The sequence below is a fragment of the Nonomuraea sp. NPDC049649 genome (assembly GCF_040675175.1).
GTDB lineage: Bacteria > Actinomycetota > Actinomycetes > Streptosporangiales > Streptosporangiaceae > Nonomuraea.
The window spans coordinates 184,902-208,840 of the sequence record NZ_JBFAOH010000005.1 but is presented as its reverse complement, the minus strand read 5'-3'; the positions used below and the strand labels follow the sequence as shown (position 1 = coordinate 208,840).

Below are 23,939 nucleotides of genomic sequence, written 5' to 3'. Positions count from 1 at the left end.
CCTGCCTCGACCGGCCAGAGGCAAATGACACGTGCGGCCCATGACGAACATCACGGGTCCGGCGTGGCGCCGGCCGCGTCCGTCCGGTCTTCCTGTACGGTCGCGCATCCGGCCGCCCTCGAACAGATGCGTTTGACGGATTCCTGACATGACAGTCATCACGGGCAACCGATGAGGAACTCGCCGACCGAGGACTCCTCGGCCCAGTCCAGCCCCAGCAGCCGGGCGGACAGGTCCGCGTCACCGCTGCCGAGCCCGCACGGCGCCAGGCCCATCGCGGTGGCCACCAGATAGAAGGTCTGGTAGAGCACGCCCACGTCCTTGAGGATCGTCGCGTACGCCATGCCGGCGTACTTCCACGACACCCGCTGGAACCTGGCCGTGACGGTGATCAGCACATCCGGCCGGACCGCGCCGCCGGTGGCCTGGTAGGCCCCGGCCAGCGCGGCCTCGGCGTCCTCGGGCCGGTGGGCCAGCCCGATCAGCCGGTGGCCGACCGGGTCGTACTGGTAGACGCCCGGATCCAGGCCGTCGCAGCGCCGTACGACGGGGTAGAGCTCCAGCTCGTAGGCGGCGCCGCCGCCGGGGTAGGGCCGCGCGCTCGCCTCGTACGGCATGGCCTCGTTCGCGGCCAGCAGGTTCTTGACCCGGGCGGACCGGTAGAGCAGCTCGCCGAGCTGGTCCGCGGTGGGCGGCCGGCGGTGCTCGCGCACCGACCGCCGCGCCTCCAGCACCGCGCCGAGCGGCGGGCCGTCCTCCAGTTTCCCCGGGCGGTACAGGGCCACCGACGGGCCCGGTGGCAGCGGCTTGGTCACCGGCTCCGGCGGCAGTTCGTCCCGGAAGCGGAAGGTCGCGCCGAACTCCCCGTCGAACCTCCCGAGCCGGCTCCTGCTGTGGAAGAGCAGGTCGTGGAAGTCCCACATGCGCAGGACAGGCTCGGCGTCCTCGGGGAAGGCGCCGTCCGCGGCCACCTCCGCCATCCCGGCGCCCACCAGGTGGCCGAGCACCTCGGCCGGCAGGCCGTCCAGGGCCTCCTTGGCCGCCACCGGCGCCGCCAGGGCGGCGAGCAGCGGCAGCGCGTCGGCGCCCAGCTCCACCCGATGCCTGGCCAGCGGGGACTCCAGCACCAGCCGGGAGCCGTGCCGCCGGACGAGAGCGAACCTGGACAGGCGCACGAGGTCGCCGGGCGCCGGGTCGGCGGCGGCGAACGCCGCATCCCGCGCCACCGGCACGACCCGCAGGATCGGGTCGAGCACGTGCACCAGGACGTCGCCCAGCCGGTCCAGCGCCAGGTACAGGGTGGCGATCTCGGTGCTCGACCCGCCGCCCTCGGCCAGCCGGTCGGCGAGCGCGTCGACGGTGGCGGGCCGGTCGCGCAGCCCGGCGAGCAGGTCGGTGACGCGCGGGCCGAGCCCGCGCAGGGCGATCCGCCGGTAGGGGAGGGTGATGACGGTCGCGTCGTCCTGGAGGCGTACGTCCGTGTCGGGGCGGAGCGCGACGGCCCCGGCGACCGGCACGGCGGTCACAGGAACATCGTGATGGGGTTCATCTGCTCCTCCGGTGTGGGCTCGGCCAGCCAGCCGAGCCGGACGGGCACGTCGTAGAGGCGGCCGGGGGCCAGGCGCCGCCAGAAATGGCGGAGGCCGGGCGCGACGACCTTCACCACGGGCAGGCCGATGTCGGGCCTGGTCTGGTCGAGGACCAGCATCTCCATGCCCTCGCCCTCGATCACCTGGCGGGCCATCGCGATGTCGTCGAGCAGGTCGGCGGTGGCGGGCCGGCGGTGGTGTCCGGGTTCCACGGGCGGGCCCGACGGGGTCAGGTAGGGGTGGTCCTCGATCCGGGCGGTCTTCCACCAGCGCAGCTGCTCGCCGTCGGGGTACCGGTACCGGGTGCCCTTCTCGGTGACCTGGATGACGGCCGGGATGAACTGGTTCATCTCGGCCAGGGCGCGCTGGACAGCGATGCGCGGGTCGAAGTGGGCGCCGAAGGCCATGAGGATGTCCTCGGCAGGGCCCGTCGTCCGGCGGCTGATCGCGGCGGCCACCGGGACGCCCAGGTCGTTGGTGAGGTCCAGGACGTGCACCTCGCGGTCCAGGCCCGCGTACACCTCGCGGAACTCGTCGATCCACGGGTCGCGGAAGGCGTCCAGGTCGAAGGCGGGCCGGCGCAGCCGGTTGTACCACCACACGGCCACCGCGTCGCGTTCGAACAGCTCCATGGCGCCCTGCACGATGGCGTCCTCCAGGGAGGAGCCCGCGGCGTTGCCGTTGGAGTCGGACCAGGCGTAGATCTGCCCCTGCACGCGCGGGTAGTAGTAGTACAGGTATCCGGTGGGCAGGTACTTGTGCCGCCGCTCGGTCAGCGACCACACGGGGGTCCACTCGATGACCGCGTCCTCGTCCAGCGGGTCGTTGACGTAGGTGTAGGTCGACGTCCTCTCGTGCGGGCGGTCCCTGAACTGGGCCTCGCTGTAGAGCGCGCAGGCGTTGGGGTGCACGGCGTCGTCGCCGAGAGCGCGGTAGCTGGCCCGGATCCTGGCCTCGTCCCCCTGGAAGATGCCCGAGTACCGCTCGACGGCCTCGCACATCGCGCTCACCTTGGCCTGCAGGTCGGTCATGCCCTTGCCGCAGCTCTGGCTGCGCAGCCCGGTCCGCAGCTCGCGCAGGTCGTGCACCTGGCGGGAGAAGTTGTGGCCGGCCATGTACGTCTTGATGAAGGGCGTGCCGGTGTCCTGTTTGATCAGCTCGCGCACCACTCCGGTGACCGGGCTGACCAGGTGGGCGTAGCGCTCGGCGGTCTCCTCCGGATGCCGGGAGCGGTGCCCGCCGTCGGCGGTGAACAGCTTGGGCCGGGAGACCGTCTCCACGGGCCGGCGGGCCTGGGCGGCCATGAGGGACGGGTCGCCGCACTCCGGGCACTGCGCCCTGGGCCGCAGCTCGTGCCGGGTGGCGCCGAGCAGCTGCGTGTCCAGGGTGATCACGTCGCGCTGCTGGTCGTTGCGTACGCCCGCGAGCCATTTGAGCGTCTCGGCGGCGATCAGGCGGAGCCCGGCGCCGCGCGTGAGCGGCAGCTCGGCCGAGGGCATCGGCAGCGGCCGGGGGCTGTGCAGCCGGTCCTCCAGGTACATGAGCCCCTGGCGGTGCCCCTCCAGCCGCTGGGACAGGCAGCGCCAGCAGCCTCCGGTCCCCGGCTGGAAGATCGGCCCGATCCACAGCACCGGCCCGCCGGCCCTGGCCAGCAGCCACGGCCGGCCATCGGCCAGGTGCCGGCGGTTGATGTCGGCGAGTTCCCGCCGGATGTAGTCGTCGGTCAGCACGACCGTCAGCCGCGTGTCGGGCGCGGCCTCGTCGCTCACGCGCACGCCCTCCTCGGCCAGCAGCCCCGCCAGCTCCTGCCGGGGGACGTCGCCCACCGCGAGCACCTCCACGCAGGCGCCGGCGATGCCGGTCGCCGCCTGGTCGGCCGAGTGGCCCGCCATCTCCCAGTAGGCGGCGGCACGGGGCTCGACCTCCTCGGTGACGTCGACCACGAAGCCCTGCTCCCGTAACCGGTGCAGGACGTAGTAGACCTGCTCGGGCGGGATCTCCGGCTCGACGGCGGCCAGGATCTCCTCCGTGGTGTGCTTGCCGTCGAGCAGACCGGCGATCGCCTGCACCGTACGGCCGGTGAGAACGTGCAGGTCACGCTCGGACACCAAATAGACGCCTTCTCCGTCAACGACCTCCACGCGGTGGTGCCGGCGGAAGCTCGGCCGGACGTCCATGCCAACTCCTTTCGTCAGTGCACGAGGCGGAGCGAGTCCACCTGGTCATCGGCGAGTCTGAGCAGGGTGAGCCCGGCCGCCGCCAGCCCGTTGACGGCCGAGAGGGTGAGCCGGTCCGCGCGCCGCCGGTCGGCGAACCAGCGTCCCGTCCGCTCCCTGCGCTCCACCAGCTCGGCGGTCAGGTGGCGGGCGGCCGCGGCCAGTTCGGCGTCACCGGTGAGCCGGCCGGTGTGCAGGGCGAGTTCGGCGTCCACGACGAGCCGCTCGCACGAGCGCCGGTCCTCCGGCGCGCACCGGCGGGCCACGCGCTCGCGCACCTCGGCGGGCACGTCCCCGGTGAGCAGGTGGCCGGTCGCGACGGCGGCCAGCAGCGAGCCGGGGGTGCCGAGCCCGAACCGGTGCCCGGCCAGGACCTCCGCGTACTCGTCGGCCTGGTTGAGCGCGTCCGCGCTGCTGGCCAGCGCCCATGCCAGGCCGTCGGCGCCCGTGGGCAGCCCGTCGAGCGCGCGCAGGCCCGGCGGGTACGGCTCGCGCATGGGCGATCGCCCCAGCTCCGCCATGAGCTCCGCGTGCAGGCGCCCGGCCAGTTCGTCGGCGGCGGGGACGGGCTGCCCGGCCACCTGGCGCAGCTTGTGCAGCGCCAGCAGCAGCCCCGCCCGGCCGAACACCGGCTCGGCCGTGGTGGGCCCGTCCAGCAGGGAGGCGGCCTGCGGCACGAGCTCGGCGGCGCGCCGGATCAGCTCGGCATCGGCCAGCGCGCCGCCGCACCGGCTCAGCGCGTAGATCGCCGATCCGACGCCGACGAACGCGCCGACGGGGACGATGCCCCCGGACATCCGCCGGAAGAAGGCCGACTGCGCCGACAGCGTGACGAACTCGACCGTGGCGTCGAGCGCGTCCTGCGCCGCCGTCCAGTGGCTGGGGGCGCCGGTGCCCGCGTACAGCTCGGCGAGAAAGACGGCCAGGCCCGCGGTGCCGGTCAGCAGGTCGCCCTGGAGCGGCTCCACCTGGTCCAGGCCGTGCGCGGGGTAGCTGACCACGCCGAGCCAGCCGCTGCGCTCGCCCGCCGGGCCGTCGATCGGGACCGCCGCCGCCAGCAGCGCCTCGGCGATCTCGTTCGCCCGGGCCAGGAGCGTCTCGGCCGACGGCCCCCGCTCGGCGCCGGACTCGGCGAAGGCGCGCAGGCCGTACTCGGGCAGCGTGCGCGGCGGGCGGTCCCGAGGGGGCGCGGCGACCGCCGGCGGGTCGGCGCCCACGAAGTCGAGGCAGGTGTGCAGCACGGCCAGATGCTCCTCGACGGGGAACGCGGCCAGCCCGGCGATCCGGTCCCTCAGCCGCTCCCAGGCCGTGCCCGCGAAATGGCCGGGGATCTCCACCCCGCCGGGGGTGAAGACCGAGTCCGACCGGGGCCGGGCGACGAACAGCGGCACGTCCATCCGCCGGAACGCGTCGATCTCCTGCTCGATGATCTCCAGGACGTCGGATCTGCCGGAGTCCTCGCGCAGCGTCTCCCTGGCGCTGCGGAACAGGTGGGCCAGGCAGATCTCCCTGGCCACCCCGTCGACGAGGGACGCCGGGGTGAGGCTGCGGGCCAGCAGTTCCACGCAGTCCCACGTACTGCGCCAGATGTAGCGGACCGGCGCGTCCCGCAGCAGCACCAGCGGCCCCCTGGGGTCGGCGAGCAGGTCGCGGTTGCGCTCCAGGCAGTCCTGCATCATGCGGTAGCCGGCGGCGACCTCCTCCGGGTAGTGCCGGGGGTCGGCCAGCCCGCCGTCCTCGAGGTTCGGCCGGTACGGTGGGGCCTCCCATCCCGGCGGGAACCCGTGCGAGTTCACCGCGACCTGCTCCTGCAGCGGGGCCAGGCAGCCGATGTCCTGCGCCTGCACGCCCGCGGCGATCACCCGGGGGAAGGAGACGACGGCGGTCTTGGCCACGGTCTCCTCCACCCGCTCCCACAGGCTCTTGATCCGCTCGCCGATGAGGGCGGGCTTGTTGATGCGGGCCTGCAGCACGTTCTCCAGGTCGATGAAGGCGGGCCGCTCCCCCACCGCGACGAGGTTGTCCGCCCACAGGTCGCGGCACTCCAGGAACTGGGCGAGCCTGGCCAGCATGCCCAGGCGGATGTAGTAGCGGCGGGCCCCCTCCTCGTCGCAGGGGCCCGCGGTGACGTACTCCTCCCACCCGTAGCCGTCACACCGGATCACCTGCCGGACGTGCAGGTCCAGGGGCAGCCCATGGTTGTTCAGCAGGGTGCAGACGTCCATCAGCCCGGCCGCCGAGCTCAGGTCCTTGGGCTTGTAGACGACCCGTTCCCCGGAGGCGAACGTCAGCAGCGTGACCACCCTGCCGTGGTTGTGCAGGTCGCCGGAGTCGCCCGAGTAGCCCGTCACGGGGCCGGGGTCGGCCCAGCCCCACAGGGCCCTGCGCAGTTCGGGCAGGTCCGCGTCGAGCCGGGTGAACAGCTCGTGCACCACGCGCCGCCACTGCAGGCACGCCATGCCCATCACGTACGCCAGGCCCGGCAGGGTCTCCAGCCGGTCCAGCCAGCCGGCCTGGCTGACGTCGAAACCCGGGGTGCGCAGCCACCCGGCGGCGTCGTTGCTGGCCCCGGACATCTGCGCCTCGAAGGCGAACCCGGCGTAGCACACCTGGGTGAGGCGTTCGATGAGCTGGCCGGCGATGTCCTCGCGGGCCTCGGCGGTGATGGGCACCCCGCGCACGTGGCCGTCCTTGAAGTCCACGAGCCGGTTCACGGCCCTGCGGAAGGCCACGAACGGCGCCCCCGGCCGGCCCGCGGCCGGGTCGGCGGCGGCCGTCGGCGGCTGGGCGAGCAGGAAGTCCACCAGGGCGTAGGCCCATTCCGGCAGCCTGCCGGGGTCGGTCACCCGCACGTCGACCAGGCCCGCGCCGAGGTCCCTGCCCGACCGGCGCCGGTGCTGGAACAGGGCCCGCCTGGCGAGCTCGTCGTCGCCGACCGCCGCCTTGAGCCAGCGGGCGGTGCGCTCGGACGCCTGGCGCGGGTTGCGCGTGGCCACCGGTGTGAAGAACTCGCCGGAGACCCGTTCCGAGAACGGCGCGGCGCTCGCGAGCACCGCGATCAGGCGCTGGTCACCACCGGGCACGGCCAGCAGACGGTCCGTCCCGGGGTCGGCGTACTCGTGCAACACCTCGGTCATCTCAGATCTCCTGTCGGCGGACCATGCGGGCGAACGTCTCGCTGCCGGCCATCAGCTCGTCGAAGGTGCCGCCGGCCGCCACCTTGCCCTGGTCGAGGAGGTAGATCCGATCGGCCGACCGGATCGTGCTGAGCCGGTGCGCGATGACGACGCGGGTGATGTCGAGCTCGGCGATGCGCTTGCTGACGACGGCCTGGGTGACGTTGTCCAGCGCGCTGGTCGCCTCGTCGAGGATGAGCACGCGCGGGCGCTTCACCAGCGCCCTGGCGATGAGCAGGCGCTGCAGCTGGCCGCCCGAGAACGTCGCGTTGTCCTCGGCGACCATCGTCTGCATGCCCATCGGCAGCCGGGCGATGTCCTGGTCCAGGTCCGCCAGCCGGGCCGCGCGCCAGGCGTCCTCCTCGGTGGCGCCGGGCAGGTCGCCCACGATGTTCTCCAGCAGGGTGCCGCGCAGCACCCGCGCCTGCTGCATGACCACGCCCACCTGGGCGCGCACCCGGCGCAGGTCCAGGTCGCGCAGGTCGCCGCCGCCGTACAGCACCTGGCCGGTGCGCGGGGAGTCGAAGCCGAGCAGCAGCCGGACGATCGTGGACTTGCCGGCCCCCGACGGCCCGGCCACGGCGACGAACTCGCCGGGCCGGAACGTCATGGTGACGTCGTCGAGTATCCGCGCGGCGGTGCCGGGGTAGGCGAAGGAGACGGAGCGGAGCTGGACGAGCCCGGTGAGGACACCGGGGTCCTTGGCGCCGGGGGGCGTCTCGGGAGGCCGCCGCAGGAGCGGCTTGAGCCGTTCGTACCGGGGCAGCAGCGCGAAGACCGACTCCACCGCCCGGTTCATCTGACCGAGCGCCAGCACGAACTGGCCGATCGCCACCGCGGCGACGACGAACCCGGCCGCGGGCACCTGGGCCGCCACGCCGGCTCCGGCCACGACCAGCAGCAGCAGGGGCTGGGCGGCGGCGCCGAGCGCCGTGGCCGTGGCGCGTTCGCGGCGGGCGGCCGACTCGGCCCGCTGCTGGGTGGCGAACAGCCGGGACCACAGGCCGAACAGCTGCGCCTCCCGGCCCGCCACGTGGATCTTGTCGATGGCGGTGAGGCTGGAGTAGAGCAGCGCGTAGACCTTGCCGTACTGCTCGTGCATGACCAGTTCGTGGCGCTGCTGCCGGACCGCGCACAGGCCGAGCAGGAAGAGCAGGACCGCCGCCGCGCCCAGGGCGGCCAGGGCCAGCCGCCAGTCCACGACCAGCAGCACCAGCATGCTCAGGGCGGAGAACAGGCCGCCGAGCAGCGAGTTCACTGCGGCCTCGGCCAGCCCTTTGCGCATGTCGGCCACCGCGTTGGCGCGCTGGACCAGTTCCCCGGTGCTGTAGCCGGTGAGGAAGCGCACGTCCAGGGCGAGCAGGTGGCTCCAGACCGCGGGTTCCAGCCGCTCCTGCAACCGGCCCTGCACCCGTACCAGCAGGGCGTTGCGCACCGACAGCAGGAGCGTGCCGGAGACGACCGCAGTGAGGATGAGAGCGGCCGTCCAGACCGCGGTGGCCGTGCCGCCGGGGTCGAGCGAGGCCGACAGCAGGCTGAAGGTGAGCAGGGGCACGGCCAGGCCGAGGAGCGCGGCCCCGGCCCCGGCGGCGAGCAGCCCGAGCAGCTCGCCCGTGGCGCCGCGCAGGCCGTAGGCCAGGAGCGCGAGGGGCGAGCCGGGGGCGGTGCCGAGCGGCGGATAGACCTGCCAGGCCCGCTCCTCCAGGCGGGCGGCGGTGGCCGCGTCGAGGCGGGCGACGTCCTGGCCGGGGTCGGAGGGGTCGACGAGGCGGTAGCCGCCGCGACGGGGCAGCAGGGCGACGGGACGGCCGCCGTCGCGCAGGAAACCGATGAGCGGCACGGTGGCCGTGCGCCACCAGCCGGGCTCCAGCCGGACGTGCCGGTGCCTGGCCCGGGCCGCGTCCAGCGCGGCCGTCAGCGGGTCGCCCGGACCGGCGGCGGTTTCGGGGACGTCGAACCCGTCCTGCTCACCGATGACGCGCAGCACCTCCGCGGCGTGCTCGTGCCGGGTCCGGGGCAGATCGGGCGCGGGCGCGGCCCCCGCAGCGACGCCGAGGTCGGCGCAGGCCTGCCGGAAGGTCTCGCGGGTGGCCGCCGACCGGGCGGCGCGCCAGTTGTCCCGGTCGGCCTCCTCGGCCTCGGCCAGGATCAGGACGTCGTGCAGCCGCCGGCGGTGGACCGGGCGCAGGTCTCGCACATCGGCGCCGCCCCGGCCGCCCATCCGCCGCGACCAGTCCGACAGCGCGGCGGGGTTGCCCCGGACCCGCCGCACGGACGCCTCCCGCACCGGCTCGGCCTTGACCGTGTAGCCCTCGGGCAGGTCCGTGGCCGCGAAACCGTACAGAGTCTGGCCGGCCTGCACGCGCACCACGCGAAGGCCGCCGCCGCGCCCGCCCTCCGCGCGGAGCAGCACGTCGACGGCGCCGCTGACGACGTGCCAGCAGGCGTAGGGGTCGATCAGCTCGATCTCGCCGACCGGGTAGCCGGTGCTCTCCCGCGTCCCCGTCATGAGGCCTCCTCGACCAGGGCCCGGTAGTGACCGCCGAGCGCCAGGAGCTCGGCGTGGGTGCCGCGCTCCACCACGCGCCCGGCGTCCAGGACGAGGATCAGGTCGCTGTCGCGCACGGTGCTGAGCCGATGCGCGATCACCACGCAGGTGCACCCTCTGGCGCTCAGCTCGGCGTCGACGAGCGCCTCGGTCTCGGCGTCGAGCGCGCTGGTCGCCTCGTCGAGCACCAGCACGGAAGGGGACAGGGCCAGGGCACGGGCGATCTCCAGGCGCTGGCGTTCGCCGCCGGACAGGTTGCGGCCGCGCTCCTGGATCCAGCCGCCCTCCAGCCCGCCGCGCCGGTGCACGACGTCGGCCACGTGGGCGTCGCGCAGGGCGCGGTGCAGCCGGTAGGCGGGCACGGTGGGATCCCACAGGGTCAGGTTGTCGGCCACCGACCCCTCGAACACCTGCAGGTGCTGCTCGACGTAGCCGATGGAGGTGGTGAGCAGTTCGCGCGGCAGCTCCTCGCGGGGCACGCCGTCCAGGAGGATCCGGCCCGACCAGGGCCGCACGGCGCCGGTGAGCAACCGGGCCACGGTGGACTTGCCGCTGCCGGTACGCCCGACGACGGCGATCCGCTGCCCCGGCTCCGCGACGAACGACAGCGAGCTGACGACCGGTCCGTACTGCCGGTCGTAGCCGAAGCTGACGTCGTCGAACTCCACCCTGCCGCGCAGGCGGGTGAGCTCCGTCCCGGCCTCGGGCAGGTGGCGGTGGCGGGGGTCGGGTTCCGCCGAGAGCGCGTCGTCGAGCATGCCGGTCTGCGCGACCGCGATCTGCGCCTCCGCCCCCAGCCCCACCAGTGAGGAGACGGGCACGAGGAAGGCGCTGACGAGCAGCTGGGCGGCGATGACGGTCTCCAGTCCCACCTCTCCCGCCGCCATGAGCGCGGCCCCGCAGATGACCGTCGCGGCCCCCGCCAGCGTGCCGAGGGCGGCGGGCACCACCAGCAGCGACTGGGTGGCCGTGGCCAGGTCCTGCGTGGCCTGCAGCGCCCTGGCCTGCAGGCCGGCCCACTTGGCGAAGAACCAGCCCTCCGCGCCGTCGGCCTTGAGCGACTCGGCCATGGACACGCCGTTGAACGCCATGCTGTCGCGGCGGTGCTCGTCGAAGATGAGCTGCTGCTGGTGCGGCGCGCTGCGCCGGCTGACCGCGCGCATGGCGACCAGGTTGACCGCGACCAGCACGCCCGCGAGCGCGGCGAAGTACGGATGGAAGCCGAACAGGATCACCGAGTGGACACCCATCGCCAGCAGGGCCGCGACGGCCGTGGCCGCCCGGTCCGACAGCAGCAGGGCCAGGCCGGCGCCGAAGGAGATCCTGGTCACCAGGCCGCCGGTCTGTCTTCGGTGGAAGTAGTCGCCCGGCATCCGGAGCAGGTGCCACATGTAGCGGCCGGAGTAGTCGGCGGCCATGGCGCTCTGCACGGCGGCCAGCAGCCGCTGCTGCGCCCACGCGCCCGCCAGGGCGAAGACCGCGCAGGCCAGGAGGCCGAGCAGGACGGGGGCGGTCCAGGCGGTGTCGCCCAAACCGATCACCCGGCCGAGCAGGAGTCTGGTCAGCAGCGCGGTGATCGCGGGCGGCACGGCCAGCAGCGCGGCGATGGCGGCGATGGCCAGCAGCGTGGACACGTACGGCCGTGCCTTGGCCGCCATCGACCTGGCGAGGGGGAAGCGCGGCCCGCCCGGCGCGAAGTTCTCGCCGGGGCTGATCACCAGCGCGATGCCGCTGAACCGGCGGGCGAAGTCCGCCTTGCTCAGGCGCACCCGGCCGACGGCGGGGTCGTTGAGGTAGACCCAGCCGCGGCGTACTCCTTCGAGTACGACGTAGTGCCGCGCGTCGACGAAGACCATCGAGGGCACGGGCAGGCCGGCCGCCTCGGCGGCGGTCACGCGCCAGGCGCGGATCTCGACGCCGTACAGGTCGGCGGCGATCTTGAGGCCGGTGCCGGACAGCCCGTCCCTGCCGACGCCGCAGCGCTCCCTGATCTCGTTCACGGGCACGCGCAGGCCGTGGTGGGCCAGGATGATGGCCAGGCACGCGGGGCCGCAGTCGGCGTCCTCCATCTGCGGCCTGCGCTGCGTGCGCACCGGACGCCGCCGGGCGATGACCTCAGGCATGGCCGTCCCCCGGCAGCAGGGCCTCGATCGGCCGGGTGACCGCGACGGTGATCTCGGCCTGCGCGGGAGCCGGCCCGACGCGGTCGCGGGTGCCGGCCAGTTCCACGGTCACCAGGTGCCGCGGCCCGCCGGCGGCGGGCGTGTCGCCGAACCGGTGGCGGAGATCTTCCGCGGTGACGGGGAAGGCGCCGACCTCGCTGACCCGGCCGGTCGCCAGGCCGCCGGGCACGGCGACGCGGGCGGGCTGGCCGGGGGCGAGCGCGGCGGCCTGCTCCGGGGGCACCAGGAGCAGAGCCCGCGGCGGGCCGCTCGCCGGGTCGACGGCCGCCACCGTCGCGCCGGCCCGCAGGTGGGTGCCGGGCACGGCGATCCTGGCGACGAACCCGCTCACCGTGCTGCGCACGATCGTGCGGGTCCCGTCCGCGTCCGCCAGCTCCGCCAGCGGGCTGCCCGCGGACACCCGCTCACCCTGCCGGACGAACGTTCCGGCGAGGCTGCCCGTGCCCGGCGCGGGCACGGCGACGGGGCCGTCGCCCGCCACCACGACGCCGCCGGCCCGGACCACGCTGCGCACTTCGCTTCCGGCCGCCCAGGCGGCCCCGGCCCCCACCGCGAGGGCGAGGGCCAGGACGGCGACCCAGGCTCGGGCTCTGATGGTGGAGACGAGCCGGTCGATCCGCTCTCCGCCCGGGGTTTCCACCACCGGCTGGGTCATGACAGCTCGTCCGCCTGCGGACTGGCGAAGCACGGCAGGGTCAGGCTGCACGCGCACGGCCGGGCGGGGGCGCCGCCGCCCTTGAGCCGCTCGACGACGAGGTCGTCCGCCAGTTCGGGAATGGGCGGCACGGGGACGCCGAGAGGCAGGTGCACGCCGAACTCGGCGAGCACGGTGTGCGGGTCTCGTTCGTAACGGTCGCGCAGGTCGTCGTCGCACCAGGACCGCGCCGTCAGCTCGCCGAACCGCCGGCGCCAGGCCACGTCCGCCAGGGCCGGCCGCGGGATGAGATCAGTCGCCATCACGAACCTCCACATCGCGATATGAGATGCTGTTTCACCGGGGGTGGTGGGCATCTGGACTGCCCACCACCCCCGCGAACGACTCGCCGCAGAACTCGGCCAGCAGCAGCTTGTCCAGGAGCGGGAGCAGGGTCTCGCTGTAGGTCTGCACGTTGAACGCCACGGTCACCTGCCGCTTGCCGTCGGCGGTGTGCAGCAGGCGCACGCCGTACCCGGGCATGCGGCCGTTGTGGCCCCACAGCGGGAACCCGCACGGCTCGAACACGCTCACGCCCAGGCCGTAGCCGCCGCCGAGGGCGGGCACGGTCTTCTGCATCTCGCGCAGCAGGTCGGGGCGGAGCAGGCGGCCGCCGAGCAGCGCCTTCCAGAACGTGTTCAGGTCCGCCGCGGTGGAGATCATGGCGCCCGCCGCGTACATCCTGGACGGGTTCATCTCCGTCGCCTCGGTGTACGGGCCGTCCACCCCCACGCCGAAGTAGCCCAGCGGGTGCGGACCGTGGATCTTCGGGTCGGTCTTGGGGAAGTCGGTGTGCCGGAGCCTGAGCGGATGGATCAGCCGCCGGTGCACCTCCAGCTCCACCGGCCTGCGGGTGATCTTCTCGATGATCAGCCCGGCGATGACGTAGTTGGTGTTGGAGTAGTACCAGTCCGTGCCCGGTGAGAAGAGCGGGCCGTGGCCGGTGGCCATGTCCACCAGCTCACGCGGCTGCCAGGTGCGATACCGCAGGTTGAGGTAGTCGTCCCAGATCACCGGGTCGTCGAGGTAGTTGTAGATGCCGCTGGTGTGGTTGAGCAGCTGTCTGATCGTCACCGGCTCGTGGCCGGGCAGCAGACCGGGCAGGTGCCGCTGCACCGTGTCGTCGAGCCGCAGCCGGCGTTCCTGGACCAGCTGCATGATCACGGTCGACACGAACGCCTTGGTGAGGCTGCCGATCCGGAACTTGTCGTGGGCGCGCATCGGGGCGCCGGTCTCGACGTTCCCCACCCCGGCCGCGCTCGACCAGGTGCCGCGTTCGTCGTGTATCTGGACGAGAACGCCGGGGGTGCCGTTCCTGGTGATCTCCTCCAGGATGTTCTGCAGGGTCTGCCGGGAGGGCGGCGGCGGCAGGCGGTGCCGTTTCGGGCCCGCCGCCGCGGCGGGCGCGCCGGCCAGCACGCAGGCCAGCGCGAGGAGGACCGTGAGGAGGATGCGAGGCTTCATCGGTGTCCTTGGCGGCTAGCGGGATTGGGCCTGACCGCTGGAGAAGCATCCGGTCGGGCAGCTGACGGTGCCGATCGTGCCGAGGGCGCCGCCGGCTGAGGATTCGAGACTCTCCAGGTCCAGGGACTTGTCGGGGCGGGCGGGAAGCTCGGGCGTCGGCAGCGTCTCCGGCCAGTCCACACCGGCCTGGGCCAGGGCCAGGCGCGGGTCCCGCCCGTAGGCGTGCCTGACCTCCTCGTCGGTCCAGGCTCGCGCCACGAAGCGGGCGAACGCCTTGCGGGCCTCCGGTGAGGGCTCGGGCGATTGCGGCATGAGGTCACCTCGGGGGGCGCAGTGGGGGTCGGTTGCCCCGGGGCGTGACCGGCTCGCGGTCACGCCCCGGGTGACGCGGTGTCAGCCGCCCGAGCTGCCGGCGCTCGACGCGGTGAAGGCGGAGCCCGCCGTACCGGACACGGACCCGACCGTGCTCACCGAGCTGGCCGAGCCGAGGGTGCCGCCCGCGGCGGTCTCCAGCTCCTCGACGCTGAACTCGCCCACCGGCTTGGGCGGGAGCGGCGGCGTGGCCACGCCCTGCGGGTAGGCGATCCCGTACTCCTCCAGCATGACGCGCGGCTCGCGCTCGTAGCGGTTCTTGACGTCCTCGTCCGCCCACGCGGCCGCGATCAGCCGGGCGAACTTCCTGCGGTCCTCGTCACCGAGAATGTAAAGGCTTTCGGCCATCGGGCCACTCTCCTTCCGTCCCGGCGCTCCTTGGCCGGGACCCGACGGGAGTGGCAGCGGGCATCTGGACTGCTCGCTGCCCTGTGGCTCTCAGAATTCCCTTTCGCGCCTTTTGTCACTAGAGATGACTAACACTGACATCTCATGATGATCGTCACTTCGGGAAGGCTCTCTTGCCCGAGTGCAGCTGCTGCTCCCGATGGGCGAACGCGCGCATCTCCTGCTGGGCGTCGCGGGCGAGCAGCAGCATCCGGCCGAGCTCGGCACGCGGGTCGCAGCCGTCGCCCTCCAGCTTCGCCTGCGCCCGCTCGCCCTGCCTGCGCAGCTCCGCCAGCCGCTCGCCGAGCACCGCGTGCAGCTCGGCCGCGACGCGCTCGCGTTCCCGCTCCACCTCGGCCGCCATGAGCATGGCCCGGGTGTCGTACATCTCCTTGGCCGTCATCGCGAAGCGGGCCAGGCAGTACAGCAGCAGCGCCGGCATGGCCACCCGCAGCGCCGAGTAGAGGGCTTCGGGGAGGCTGTCGCCGAAGGCCAGGCCGGTGGGCACCTCCCCGAGGATCACCAGCCCGAAGCCGAGGACGGAGTACGGCAGCGGCAGCACGGTCAGGGCCATCGCGGCGAGGAAGATCACCGCTGTCCACCACGGTCCGAGGAAGGCCAGCGGCGGGTACGCCAGCAGGGTCATCGCGGCCAGCGCCCACAGCCGCCGGCCGGGCGGCAGACCGGTCACCGCCACGGTGATGTACAGCACCAGCACCAGCACGCCGAGCACGACGCCGGCGACCCGGAGGAGCACCGGCCCGGAGGAGGCCAGCTCCACCAGGGGGCGCAGGAAGAAGGCCACCGCCAGCATCGCGACGGCGGCGCGGCTCACCCGCAGTTCCCAGGGCATGGCCGCAGGCGTGTGGTGCTCGCCGGGAACGCCGGTCACGACGTTTCGCCTCTCTTCGAACCGTCAGAAGTCGTCTCCCCTGACCGCTCCCCCTGCCGGAGCATCTTGATCTTGTCAACCTCACCCCCGCCGTGGCAAGCCCCGCCCCCCTGACAAGCGGGGCCTGGCCGGATAGCGTCACATCATGCGGACCGTCGTCAGCGAGCGTCTCGGCATCGAGTTCCCGCTCTTCGCCTTCAGCCACTGCCGCGACGTGGTGGCGGCCGTGACGAACGCGGGCGGGTTCGGCGTGCTGGGCGCCGTCGCGTACACCCCCGCAGAGCTCGACGCGGCGCTCACCTGGATCGACGGGCAGGTGGGCGGCCGGCCGTACGGCGTGGACGTGCTCGTCCCCGGCCAGGTGGACGCCGCCGCGGGCCGCGGCGTGCGGGCCGCCGACCTGATCCCCGAGCGGCACCGCGACTTCGTCGCGCACCTGCTGGCCAAGTACGGCGTGGGCGGGCCGGGGCAGACGGTGGGGGCGGGGGCGGACGCGTTCGCCCGGCGGGTGTCGGCGGCGGGCGCGACCGGGCTGATCGACGTGGCGCTGCGGCACCCGATCGGGCTGATCGCCTCGGCGCTGGGGCCGCCGCCGCCGGAGATGGCGGAGCGGGCCCGGGCGGCGGGGGTGCCGGTGGCGGCGCTGGTCGGCACGGTGGAGCACGCCCGCAGGCAGGTGGCCGCGGGCGCCGACATCATCGTCGCGCAGGGCACCGAGGCGGGCGGCCACACCGGCGAGATCTCGACGCTGGTGCTGGTGCCGCAGGTGGTGGACGCGGTGGCGCCGGTGCCGGTGCTGGCCGCGGGCGGCATCGCCTCGGGGCGTCAGCTCGCGGCGGCGCTGGCGCTGGGCGCCGAGGGCGTCTGGTGCGGCTCGGTCTGGCTGACGACGGAGGAGGCGGAGACGCCGGAGGCGGTCAAGCGCAAGTTCCTGGCCGCCTCGTCGCTCGACACGGTCCGGTCGCGCTCCCGTACCGGCAAGCCCGCCCGCCAGCTCGTCTCCGCGTGGACCGAGGAGTGGGACCACGCCCAGGAGAGCCCGGGGCCGCTGGGCATGCCGCTGCAGATGCTGGTGGCCGAGAACGCGATGGCCCGCATCGTCGCGGCGGCCGAGCGGGGCGAGCCGGGCGCGCTGGAGCTGGCCGGCTACTTCGTCGGCCAGGTGGTGGGCCAGCTCGACCAGGTGAAGCCCGCCCGTGAGGTGGTGTACGAGATGATCAGCGAGTTCGGTGCGGCGCTGGACCGCCTCAAGCGGCTGTCGGCCTGATTCGCCCGTTTTGGCGTTACAGCCCCGGATCATGTCAGTATGCGGTGTGGTCGGGACACCCCCTGAGCTGGAGCGGGGCACCGGCGTGCCCGCGCACGTGCAGATCGAACGGTGGCTGCTCGGCTCGATCGGCCGCGGCGAGCTGGCGCCCGGCGACCGGCTGCCCGGGGAGCGGGAGCTGGCCGGGCGGCTCGGCGTGAGCCGGATGACGCTCCGGCAGGCGCTGGCGCGGCTGGAGCTCGACGGGGTGCTGGTCAGGGTGCCGGGCCGGTCGGGCGGCGCGTTCGTGGCCGAGCCGCGCGCCGACTGCGACCTGACGGGAGTGGCCGGGTTCACCGAGCAGCTGCGCCGCGCCCACCCGCGGGCGCGCACGCGCGTCCTGACGGCGCGCACGGTGCCCGCCCCCGCGCCGGTGGCCGCCGCGCTGGGGCTGGCGGCGGGCGAGCCGGTGCACGAGGTCGCGCGGGTGCGCTCAGCGGGCCGGTCGCCGGTGGCTCTGGAGCGCTCGTTCCTCCCCGCGCTGCCCGGCCTGCTGGAGGAGGACCTGTCGGGGCCGCTGCACGCGCTGCTGGCCGGGAAGTACGGTCTCGCGCCGCGCAGCATGCTGGAGCACCTGGATCCGGTGGTCGCGACGGCCGAGGAGGCGGCGGAGCTCGGCATCGAGCCGGGCGCGCCGCTCATGCGGATCGAGCGCACCGCCCGCGCCGCCGGAGGGACGCCGGTCGAGCACGCCCGCGACCTGTTCCGCCCCGACCGGGTGCGGATCTCGACGCGGTCCGGCCTCAGCGCACCCGCTCCCCCGCCGGGTCATAGAGCGGGTCCCTGACCACCACACCGGGCACCCACGCGCCCTCCACCTCGATCTCGACCTTGGTGCCGGGACCGGCCTCCAGGTAGGCGTAGGCGATGGAGGACCGGACCGTGTAGCCGTAGCCGCCGGAGGTGACCCGGGCGGCCACCTCGCCGTCGACCCGCACCGGCTCGTTGCCGAGCGCCACCGCCCGCGGGTCGCCCAGTGTGACGCAGCGCAGCCGCCGCGACGGGCGCGGGTCGAGCGCCTGCCTGCCCAGGAAGTCCTTGTCCATCTTCACGCAGAAGCCCAGCCCCGCCTCGTACGGCGTGGTCTCGGGGCCGATGTCCGCGCCCCACACCCGGTAGCCCTTCTCCAGGCGCAGGCTGTCGACGGCCTTGTAGCCTCCGGCCACCAGGCCGTGCGGCTCGCCCGCCCGCCACAGCGACTCCCAGAGCGCGAGCCCGTACTCGCTGGAGCAGTAGAGCTCCCACCCGTGCTCGCCGACGAACGTCACCCGCAGCGCCAGCACCGGCACGCCGCCCGCGGTCAGCTCGCGCGAGGACATGAACGGGAAGTCCAGCGGGCCCGGGGTGAGCGCGCCGAGGATGTCGCGGGCGCGCGGCCCCCACAGCGCGAAGCAGGCGTACTGCCCGGTCACGTCGGCGATCCGCACGTCAGCGCCGCGCAGCCGGGCCTGCTTGCGCAGCCAGCCGAGGTCGTGCGAGCCGAACGCGGTGCCGGTGACGATCAGGAACTCCCGCTCACCGCGCCGGGTGACGGTGAAGTCGCACTCGATCCCGCCGCGCCGGTTGAGCGCCTGCGTGTACGTGACCGCGCCGATCTTCCGGGCCACCCGGTTGTCGCACACCCACTCCAGGAGCGCGGCGGCGTCCGGCCCGGTCACCTCGATCTTGGCGCACGAGCTCTCGTCGAACAGCCCGGCGGCCTCGCGGGTGGCCCGGTGCTCGGCGCCGATCGCGGGCGACCAGCCGCGCCCGGCCCAGCCTCGCGGCCGCTCGTCCCCGCCGCCCGCGTTCGTCTCGTAGTAGTCGACCCGCTCCCAGCCGGCCTTCTCGCCGAACACCGCGCCGTGCGCGCGGTGCCAGGAGTACGCGGGAGAGACCCGCAACGGCCGGCCCGCCCGCCGCTCGTCGCCCGGATAGCGGATGTCGTAGTAGGTCTCGTAGTTCTCCACGGCCCTGGCGAGCGTGTAGGAGGGCGAGCGGTACTGGGCGCCGAAGCGGCGGATGTCCATGTGCCACAGGTCCATGGACGGCTCGCCCTCGACGATCCACTCGGCCATCACCCTGCCGATACCGCCCGCCCCGGCGATGCCGTGCGCGCAGAACCCGGCCGCCACGTAGAAGCCACCCACCTCGGTCTCGCCCAGGCAGAACTCGTTGTCGGGGGTGAACGCCTCCGGCCCGTTGATCAGCTTGCGGATGCCGACGTCGGCCATCGCCGGGACGCGGCGGCGGGAGTTGTCGAAGATCTCCTCCAGCCGCGGCCAGTCCTCGGGCAGCAGGCGGCCGTTGAAGTCCGCCGGTATCGCGTCGTAGGAGCCGGCCGTGGCCGTCCAGGGGGCGCATTCTCGCTCGTACCCGCCCATGACCAGCCCGCCGAGCTCCTGCCGGTAGTAGACGAGCAGGTCGGGGTCGCGCAGCGTGGGCAGGCCGCGGTGGTCGTGGAAGCCGTCGGTGACCACGTACTGGTGGGACATCGGCACGATCGGCACGCGCACGCCGGCCATCCGGCCGATCTCGGCGGCGAACATGCCGCCGCAGTTGACGACGATCTCGCAGTCGATGTCGCCCTGGTCGGTGCGTACCCCGGTCACGCGGCCGTCGGCGACGTCCAGGCCGAGCACTCTCGTCCTGGTACGGATGCGCGCCCCGCCCTGCCTGGCCCCGGCGGCCAGCGCGTAGCAGAGCCGGGAGGGGTCGATCTGGCCGTCGGTCGGCAGGTAGGCCGCGCCGGTCACGCCCTCGGTGCTCATCAGGGGGAACAGCTCGGCCGCCTCGGCGACGGAGATCTCCTCCAGCGGCAGGCCGAACGTGCGGGCCCAGCCGATCTGGCGGCGGATCTCGGCCATCCGCTCGGGGGTGGAGGCGAGCTTGATGCCGCCGCACTCGGTCCAGCCCGCGTCGAGGGTGCGGTAGAGCTCGACGGAGTACTGGTTCATCCTGGCCAGCGTCGGGTCGGCGCGGAGCTGGCCGACGAGTCCGGCCGAGTGGAAGGTCGACCCGCTGGTGAGCTCGTCCCGGTCGAGCAGGATCACGTCCCGCTCGCCGAGCAGGGTCAGGTGGTAGGCGACGGAGGCGCCGCCGACGCCACCCCCGATGATCACGATGCGCGCGGAGTCGCTCATTCCGCGAGGCTAACTCTCCGGCTCTTAAATGGTCTAGACCGTTCGGGGCGGGGCGATTTAGCATCGACCATGGCCGTGCTCGAGATCCTCGACCGCATCCCCCTCCTGTCCGGCGTGCCGCGCTCGGTGGAGGAGCTGCCCGGCGGGCTGACCAACCGCAACTTCAAGGTGACGACCGGCGGCGGGGTGTTCGTGGTGCGGGTGTTCGGCGGCGAGGGGTCGCTGCTGTTCATCGACCGGGACGCCGAGCACCAGGCGACGCTGGCCGCGGCCGAGGCGGGGGTGGGGGCGCCGGTCCACGCCTATCTGCCCGGTGAGGGGCTGGTCGTGGGGTACATCGCGGGGCGTACGTTCACCGAGGCCGACGTGCGGGCCCCGGTCAATCTGCCCCGGCTGGCGGAGGCGTGCCGGCGGCTGCACGCGGGGCCGCGGTTCTCCCGGGACTTCGACATGTTCGAGGTGCAGCGGCGGTATCTGGGGGTGGTGCGGGAGCGGGGGTTCCGGCTGCCGCGGCGGTATCTGGATTTCATGCCGCTTGTCGCTCAAATCCAGAAATGTCTGGAAGTGCGGCGGGGGGCGACGGTGCCGTGCAACAACGACCTGCTGGCCGGCAACATCATCGACGACGGCCGGCGCCTCTGGCTGATCGACTACGAGTACGCGGGCAACAACGACCCCTGCTTCGAGCTCGGCAACCTGTGGAGCGAGTCCGACCTCCCGGTCCACCGGCTGGAGGAGCTGGTGACCGCCTACTACGGCCGCCGCCTGCGCCACAAGATCGCCCGCGCCCGGCTGCTGGGGCTGATGTCCAAGTACGGGTGGACGCTCTGGGCGTCGATCCAGGACGGCGCCAACCAGTCCATCGACTTCGACTTCTGGTCGTGGGGGATGGAGAAGTACGAGCGAGCGGTGTCCGAATTCACCGGTTCGGAGCTTTCGCGGCTCATGGACGAGGCGGTCCGGGCAGACTAGAGCCATGTTCAGCGCCCTGACCGGGCTCGGCCTGTCCACCGCCGCCGGGCTCAACGCCTACATCCCCCTGCTGGTCGTGGGGGTGCTGTCCAACATCACCGACGCCGTGAAGCTGCCCGACGGCTACGACTGGCTGTCGAACTGGGGCGTGCTCGGCGTGCTCGCGCTGCTCCTGACCGCCGAGTTCGTGCTCGACAAGGTGCCGGCCGTCGACACGGTGAACGACGTGATCCAGACGGCGATCCGCCCGGCCTCCGGCGGCGTGGTGTTCAGCGCCACCAGCGCGGCGGCCGAGCTCGACAACTCCACCTGGATGGCGGAGAACCCGTGGATCGGCTGGGTGCTCGGCATCGTCATGGCCCTCGCCGTCCACCTGCTGAAGACCGCCGCCCGGCCGGTCGTCAACACCACCACGGCGGGCACCGGCGCCCCGGTGGCCAGCGTCGCCGAAGACAGCGGCGCCCTCGGCCTGAGCCTGGTGGCGATCTTCGCCCCGATCCTGGTCGTCCTCGCCCTGATCCTGCTGGCCCTGATCGCCTGGTGGGTGATCAAACGGGTCCGCCGGCTGCGCGCCCGCCGCCGGTCCCGCCTGGCGTCCCCCTGAGCCACGGCCTTTCCCATCGGCTCCCGGGCACTATCCTCGAACCGAGAGCCCCACACAGGAGGTGTCCCCGATTTTCGGCGATATCCTGATGATCATCCTGGTCATCCTGGCGTTCCTGATGCTGATCGCCGGAGTCGGCATCTACCTGCTCGTCAAGCTCGGCAAGAAGGCCGCCGGCAAGGCCAAGGAGGCCACCACCCGGCTGGCCACCCACGTCAACGCCATGGGCTCCGGCGACGCCGCCGAGATCGAACGCCTCCGCCTGGAGCTGCGCCGCGAGGTCTCGCTCACCCGCCAGGCGGTCGAGCAGGCCCAGCGCCAGGGCTGGGGCATCGGCGAGCTGCCCCGCCTGATGGCCGAGCTGACGGCCCAGACCGACGCGCACGACAGCCATCTCGGCATGTACGCCCAGCAGGCCCGCCTCTCGCAGCACACCGACCCCGCCACCCTCGACCGGCTCCGCGAACACCAGGCCAAACTCGCGGCCATGTGCGCCCGCATCCGCTCCGACCTCCTCAGCGACCAGGTGCAACACTCGGCCACCGGCATCGCCGACCTGACCCTCCGCACCGACCTGGAGATCGAAGCCCGCCGCCCCGCCCCCGACCCCCTCCAGGAAATCGACGACCTCTACCGCAGGTCCATGCAGGACCGCAGAGACCAGCCCTGACGTCACCGGCCGCGCCCTCACGACGACAGCCCTCCCGGACCGGCTCTACCCGGGCCTTCTAGGCGGCTGGACCGCCGCCCTGCTCGACCAGCACCCCTCCGGCGCACCCCCGCGCGTCGAGCTGATCGACGGCGCGCTCATCCTGCCGCCGCCGCAGCCGATGTCCCACATGCTCGCCCTCAGACTGCTCGAACGGGAACTCCACCCTCCAGAGAATCTCGTCGTCACCCGTCAGATGACGGTGACCTTGGGGCGGAGACAGCGCCCCGCACCTTCGAGCCGGAGCCCGTGGTGAAGGCGTACGTGCCCACCGGCATCCATCGTGGGCGGCTGCGGACCGACATCGGCTCCCAGGTCGACATCGACCTCGATCTCGACAAGGCCCGGCGCTAGAAGCCCCGTCAGCCCAGGTCGCGGTAGATGTGGGCGGCGTACTCCTCGCCCGATCCGCCCCGGGCGAGGATGGCGCGGGCCGCCTGGGCCTGCGCCGTCGTCGGCAGGTGGCCCTCCAGCAGGATCGGCAGCGCCAGCCGCCGCGCCAGCAGCTCCTTCTCCGAGATCCCGTACGGTCTGCGCACGACGGAGACGTTGACCCGGAGCGCGTGCTCGTTCCCCGGCACCACGCCGGGCCGGTCGACCTCGACCGCCGCGTACCGGTAGCCGTGCGCCCGGTCACAGGTCGCGCACCCGCCGGGCCCCCGGCTCAGCCTCCCGCCGCACTCCTCGCACGCCAGCCGGTCGTAGGCCGCGTCGACCACCCGCCAGAGGTGCCGGTCGAGCTCGTCGATCACCATCGCGGCGACCTCCCGCTCCTCCTCGGCGGAGAGCTCACCGAACTCCCGGGCCAGAAACGCCCGCCACCCCTCCTCGACCAGCCCGTCCACCATCCGGGCACAGGAAGCACACCCCGGCGCCCCGGCCGGCTCCCACTCCCCGCACTCCCCGCATCGCCGCACCCCGGCACGATATCCGCCCGCCGCACTCCCCCGCGATCGTGTTTCCGTGCCAGGTCGCCGAGCTCTGACGACCCAACCCGCACCTGCCCGCGATGCGCCAGAGTGAAGACATGGAGCTGCTCATGGCCGAAGAACTCCTCCTGCTCGCCTACCGCCCCCGCGGCACGCCCTCGGTCAACCTGGAGATGCTGGACTACACGCTGAGCGCGGCCGTGCTCGCCGAACTCGTCATCCTGAACAGGGTCACCCTGGAGAACGGGCACCTACGCGTACGAGCCCCGGAGCCCACCGGCGACACCGAGCTGGACGAGACCCTCCAACGGCTGGCGACGCACCCCGGCCCGCCACCGGCCTTCGGTGACTGGTGGATCTCCATGTACACGCCCGAACGCCGCTCCCGCCTGCTGGCCCGGCTCGTACAGCGAGGCGTCATGACCGCGGAAACGCGCCGCTACCTGCGGATCTTCAAAGAAGAGGTCTTCCCGGACAGGGATCCGCGGCCGAGGGAGTCGCTCCACGACCGCTTGCGCACAGCGCTGTCCGGCGGCCGGCCCGACGCGCGCACCTCGGCGTTCGTCTCACTGGCGCACGCCTGCCGGGTGCTGCCCGCGTTCCTGTCGGCGGAGGAGCGCCGCCGCGCCAAGGAGATCACGGCCCAGGATCCCGTGGGCGCGTTGGTCTCGCAGTCCTTCGCCCAAGCGGCGAGGGAGAGCATCGGCAGGCTCGCGGGCGGCGCATCCACCTGACCATCGATCCGGGCCCTGGACAATCGGCCGCACCTGAGGTTG

The 23,939-nt window shown here is 73.4% G+C and carries 20 protein-coding genes; 6 read left to right on the top strand and 14 right to left on the bottom strand.

The genetic code is table 11. The features are described 5' to 3' along the window. Positions 1–158 precede the first annotated feature (158 nt). From AB0J42_RS09805 to AB0J42_RS09755, 11 genes are all read right to left on the bottom strand, one after another. Positions 159–1,526 carry a SagB family peptide dehydrogenase gene (locus AB0J42_RS09805; RefSeq protein ID WP_364290867.1) on the bottom strand — a complete coding sequence of 456 codons (1,368 nt, stop codon included), beginning with the start codon at positions 1,524–1,526 and terminating at the stop codon, positions 159–161. Continuing rightward, positions 1,523–3,766 (bottom strand): TOMM precursor leader peptide-binding protein, encoded by a 2,244-nt coding sequence (locus AB0J42_RS09800; protein ID WP_364290865.1) that lies wholly within the window; start codon positions 3,764–3,766, stop codon positions 1,523–1,525. Before AB0J42_RS09800 ends, AB0J42_RS09805 begins: the two co-directional genes overlap by 4 nt. Positions 3,767–3,780: 14 nt before the next feature. Continuing rightward, a complete protein-coding gene (gene lanM / locus AB0J42_RS09795; RefSeq protein ID WP_364290863.1) occupies positions 3,781–6,942 on the bottom strand; it encodes a type 2 lanthipeptide synthetase LanM in 3,162 nt (1,053 codons plus the stop codon). Position 6,943: 1 nt separating this feature from the next. Then, entirely contained in the window at positions 6,944–9,490 is a 2,547-nt protein-coding gene (locus AB0J42_RS09790; RefSeq protein WP_364290861.1) for an ATP-binding cassette domain-containing protein, read from the bottom strand. Next, entirely contained in the window at positions 9,487–11,652 is a 2,166-nt protein-coding gene (locus AB0J42_RS09785) for a cysteine peptidase family C39 domain-containing protein (RefSeq protein WP_364290859.1), read from the bottom strand. Before AB0J42_RS09785 ends, AB0J42_RS09790 begins: the two co-directional genes overlap by 4 nt. Then, a complete protein-coding gene (locus AB0J42_RS09780) occupies positions 11,645–12,367 on the bottom strand; it encodes a biotin/lipoyl-containing protein (protein ID WP_364290857.1) in 723 nt (240 codons plus the stop codon). The genes AB0J42_RS09785 and AB0J42_RS09780 overlap by 8 nt, the downstream gene beginning before the upstream one ends. Beyond that, positions 12,364–12,669, bottom strand: a complete 306-nt coding sequence (locus AB0J42_RS09775) for a hypothetical protein (protein WP_364290855.1) — start codon at positions 12,667–12,669, stop codon at positions 12,364–12,366. The genes AB0J42_RS09780 and AB0J42_RS09775 overlap by 4 nt, the downstream gene beginning before the upstream one ends. 34 nt (positions 12,670–12,703) lie before the next feature. Beyond that, positions 12,704–13,870 (bottom strand): serine hydrolase domain-containing protein, encoded by a 1,167-nt coding sequence (locus AB0J42_RS09770; protein WP_364290853.1) that lies wholly within the window; start codon positions 13,868–13,870, stop codon positions 12,704–12,706. A gap of 15 nt (positions 13,871–13,885) precedes the next feature. Next, positions 13,886–14,182, bottom strand: a complete 297-nt coding sequence (locus AB0J42_RS09765; protein ID WP_364290851.1) for a hypothetical protein — start codon at positions 14,180–14,182, stop codon at positions 13,886–13,888. An 81-nt stretch (positions 14,183–14,263) separates the two neighbouring features. Further along, positions 14,264–14,590 carry a hypothetical protein gene (locus AB0J42_RS09760; protein ID WP_364290849.1) on the bottom strand — a complete coding sequence of 109 codons (327 nt, stop codon included), beginning with the start codon at positions 14,588–14,590 and terminating at the stop codon, positions 14,264–14,266. Positions 14,591–14,744: 154 nt separating this feature from the next. Next, positions 14,745–15,521: a histidine kinase dimerization/phosphoacceptor domain-containing protein gene (locus AB0J42_RS09755; RefSeq protein ID WP_364290847.1), complete on the bottom strand. Its 777-nt coding sequence runs from the start codon at positions 15,519–15,521 to the stop codon at positions 14,745–14,747. 145 nt (positions 15,522–15,666) lie between these two features. Between AB0J42_RS09755 and AB0J42_RS09750 the strand changes: the two genes are divergently transcribed. Next, positions 15,667–16,788 carry a nitronate monooxygenase gene (locus AB0J42_RS09750; protein ID WP_364290845.1) on the top strand — a complete coding sequence of 374 codons (1,122 nt, stop codon included), beginning with the start codon at positions 15,667–15,669 and terminating at the stop codon, positions 16,786–16,788. Between the two features lie 31 nt (positions 16,789–16,819). Then, positions 16,820–17,614, top strand: coding sequence for a GntR family transcriptional regulator (locus AB0J42_RS09745; RefSeq protein ID WP_364290843.1), 795 nt, complete (start codon positions 16,820–16,822; stop codon positions 17,612–17,614). Here the strand turns inward: AB0J42_RS09745 and AB0J42_RS09740 are convergent. Further along, positions 17,571–19,949 carry an FAD-dependent oxidoreductase gene (locus AB0J42_RS09740; RefSeq protein ID WP_364290841.1) on the bottom strand — a complete coding sequence of 793 codons (2,379 nt, stop codon included), beginning with the start codon at positions 19,947–19,949 and terminating at the stop codon, positions 17,571–17,573. The genes AB0J42_RS09745 and AB0J42_RS09740 overlap by 44 nt on opposite strands. 69 nt (positions 19,950–20,018) lie before the next feature. Here AB0J42_RS09740 and AB0J42_RS09735 point away from each other — a divergent pair, with 69 nt between their 5' ends. From AB0J42_RS09735 to AB0J42_RS09725, 3 genes are all read left to right on the top strand, one after another. Beyond that, the gene (locus AB0J42_RS09735; RefSeq protein WP_364290839.1) at positions 20,019–20,921 is read left to right on the top strand and encodes a phosphotransferase; all 903 of its coding nucleotides are present in this window, start codon (positions 20,019–20,021) and stop codon (positions 20,919–20,921) included. A gap of 4 nt (positions 20,922–20,925) precedes the next feature. After that, positions 20,926–21,525 carry a DUF4126 domain-containing protein gene (locus tag AB0J42_RS09730; protein ID WP_364290837.1) on the top strand — a complete coding sequence of 200 codons (600 nt, stop codon included), beginning with the start codon at positions 20,926–20,928 and terminating at the stop codon, positions 21,523–21,525. Between the two features lie 88 nt (positions 21,526–21,613). Then, complete coding sequence (locus AB0J42_RS09725; RefSeq protein ID WP_364290835.1) at positions 21,614–22,195, top strand: hypothetical protein; 582 nt, start codon at positions 21,614–21,616, stop codon at positions 22,193–22,195. 58 nt (positions 22,196–22,253) lie between these two features. Here AB0J42_RS09725 and AB0J42_RS09720 read toward each other — a convergent pair whose 3' ends face one another. Continuing rightward, positions 22,254–22,400, bottom strand: a complete 147-nt coding sequence (locus tag AB0J42_RS09720) for a hypothetical protein (protein WP_364290833.1) — start codon at positions 22,398–22,400, stop codon at positions 22,254–22,256. A gap of 196 nt (positions 22,401–22,596) precedes the next feature. Next, positions 22,597–23,082 carry a hypothetical protein gene (locus AB0J42_RS09715; RefSeq protein WP_364290831.1) on the bottom strand — a complete coding sequence of 162 codons (486 nt, stop codon included), beginning with the start codon at positions 23,080–23,082 and terminating at the stop codon, positions 22,597–22,599. 179 nt (positions 23,083–23,261) lie between these two features. On the opposite strand from AB0J42_RS09715, the gene AB0J42_RS09710 reads away from it, so the two are divergent. After that, entirely contained in the window at positions 23,262–23,897 is a 636-nt protein-coding gene (locus tag AB0J42_RS09710) for a GPP34 family phosphoprotein (protein WP_364290829.1), read from the top strand. The last annotated feature ends 42 nt before the right edge of the window (positions 23,898–23,939 follow it).

Excerpts from the sequence above, each read along its gene's own strand:
- AB0J42_RS09800 (WP_364290865.1), bottom strand. The coding sequence starts at position 3,766 with ATGGACGTCCGGCCGAGCTTCCGCCGGCACCACCGCGTGGAGGTCGTT.
- lanM (WP_364290863.1), bottom strand. The coding sequence starts at position 6,942 with ATGACCGAGGTGTTGCACGAGTACGCCGACCCCGGGACGGACCGTCTG.
- AB0J42_RS09790 (WP_364290861.1), bottom strand. The coding sequence starts at position 9,490 with ATGACGGGGACGCGGGAGAGCACCGGCTACCCGGTCGGCGAGATCGAG.
- AB0J42_RS09785 (WP_364290859.1), bottom strand. The coding sequence starts at position 11,652 with ATGCCTGAGGTCATCGCCCGGCGGCGTCCGGTGCGCACGCAGCGCAGG.
- AB0J42_RS09780 (WP_364290857.1), bottom strand. The coding sequence starts at position 12,367 with ATGACCCAGCCGGTGGTGGAAACCCCGGGCGGAGAGCGGATCGACCGG.
- AB0J42_RS09775 (WP_364290855.1), bottom strand. The coding sequence starts at position 12,669 with ATGGCGACTGATCTCATCCCGCGGCCGGCCCTGGCGGACGTGGCCTGG.
- AB0J42_RS09770 (WP_364290853.1), bottom strand. The coding sequence starts at position 13,870 with ATGAAGCCTCGCATCCTCCTCACGGTCCTCCTCGCGCTGGCCTGCGTG.
- AB0J42_RS09765 (WP_364290851.1), bottom strand. The coding sequence starts at position 14,182 with ATGCCGCAATCGCCCGAGCCCTCACCGGAGGCCCGCAAGGCGTTCGCC.
- AB0J42_RS09760 (WP_364290849.1), bottom strand. The coding sequence starts at position 14,590 with ATGGCCGAAAGCCTTTACATTCTCGGTGACGAGGACCGCAGGAAGTTC.
- AB0J42_RS09750 (WP_364290845.1), top strand. The coding sequence starts at position 15,667 with ATGCGGACCGTCGTCAGCGAGCGTCTCGGCATCGAGTTCCCGCTCTTC.
- AB0J42_RS09745 (WP_364290843.1), top strand. The coding sequence starts at position 16,820 with ATGTCAGTATGCGGTGTGGTCGGGACACCCCCTGAGCTGGAGCGGGGC.
- AB0J42_RS09740 (WP_364290841.1), bottom strand. The coding sequence starts at position 19,949 with ATGAGCGACTCCGCGCGCATCGTGATCATCGGGGGTGGCGTCGGCGGC.
- AB0J42_RS09735 (WP_364290839.1), top strand. The coding sequence starts at position 20,019 with ATGGCCGTGCTCGAGATCCTCGACCGCATCCCCCTCCTGTCCGGCGTG.
- AB0J42_RS09730 (WP_364290837.1), top strand. The coding sequence starts at position 20,926 with ATGTTCAGCGCCCTGACCGGGCTCGGCCTGTCCACCGCCGCCGGGCTC.
- AB0J42_RS09725 (WP_364290835.1), top strand. The coding sequence starts at position 21,614 with ATGATCATCCTGGTCATCCTGGCGTTCCTGATGCTGATCGCCGGAGTC.
- AB0J42_RS09715 (WP_364290831.1), bottom strand. The coding sequence starts at position 23,082 with ATGGTGGACGGGCTGGTCGAGGAGGGGTGGCGGGCGTTTCTGGCCCGG.
- AB0J42_RS09710 (WP_364290829.1), top strand. The coding sequence starts at position 23,262 with ATGGAGCTGCTCATGGCCGAAGAACTCCTCCTGCTCGCCTACCGCCCC.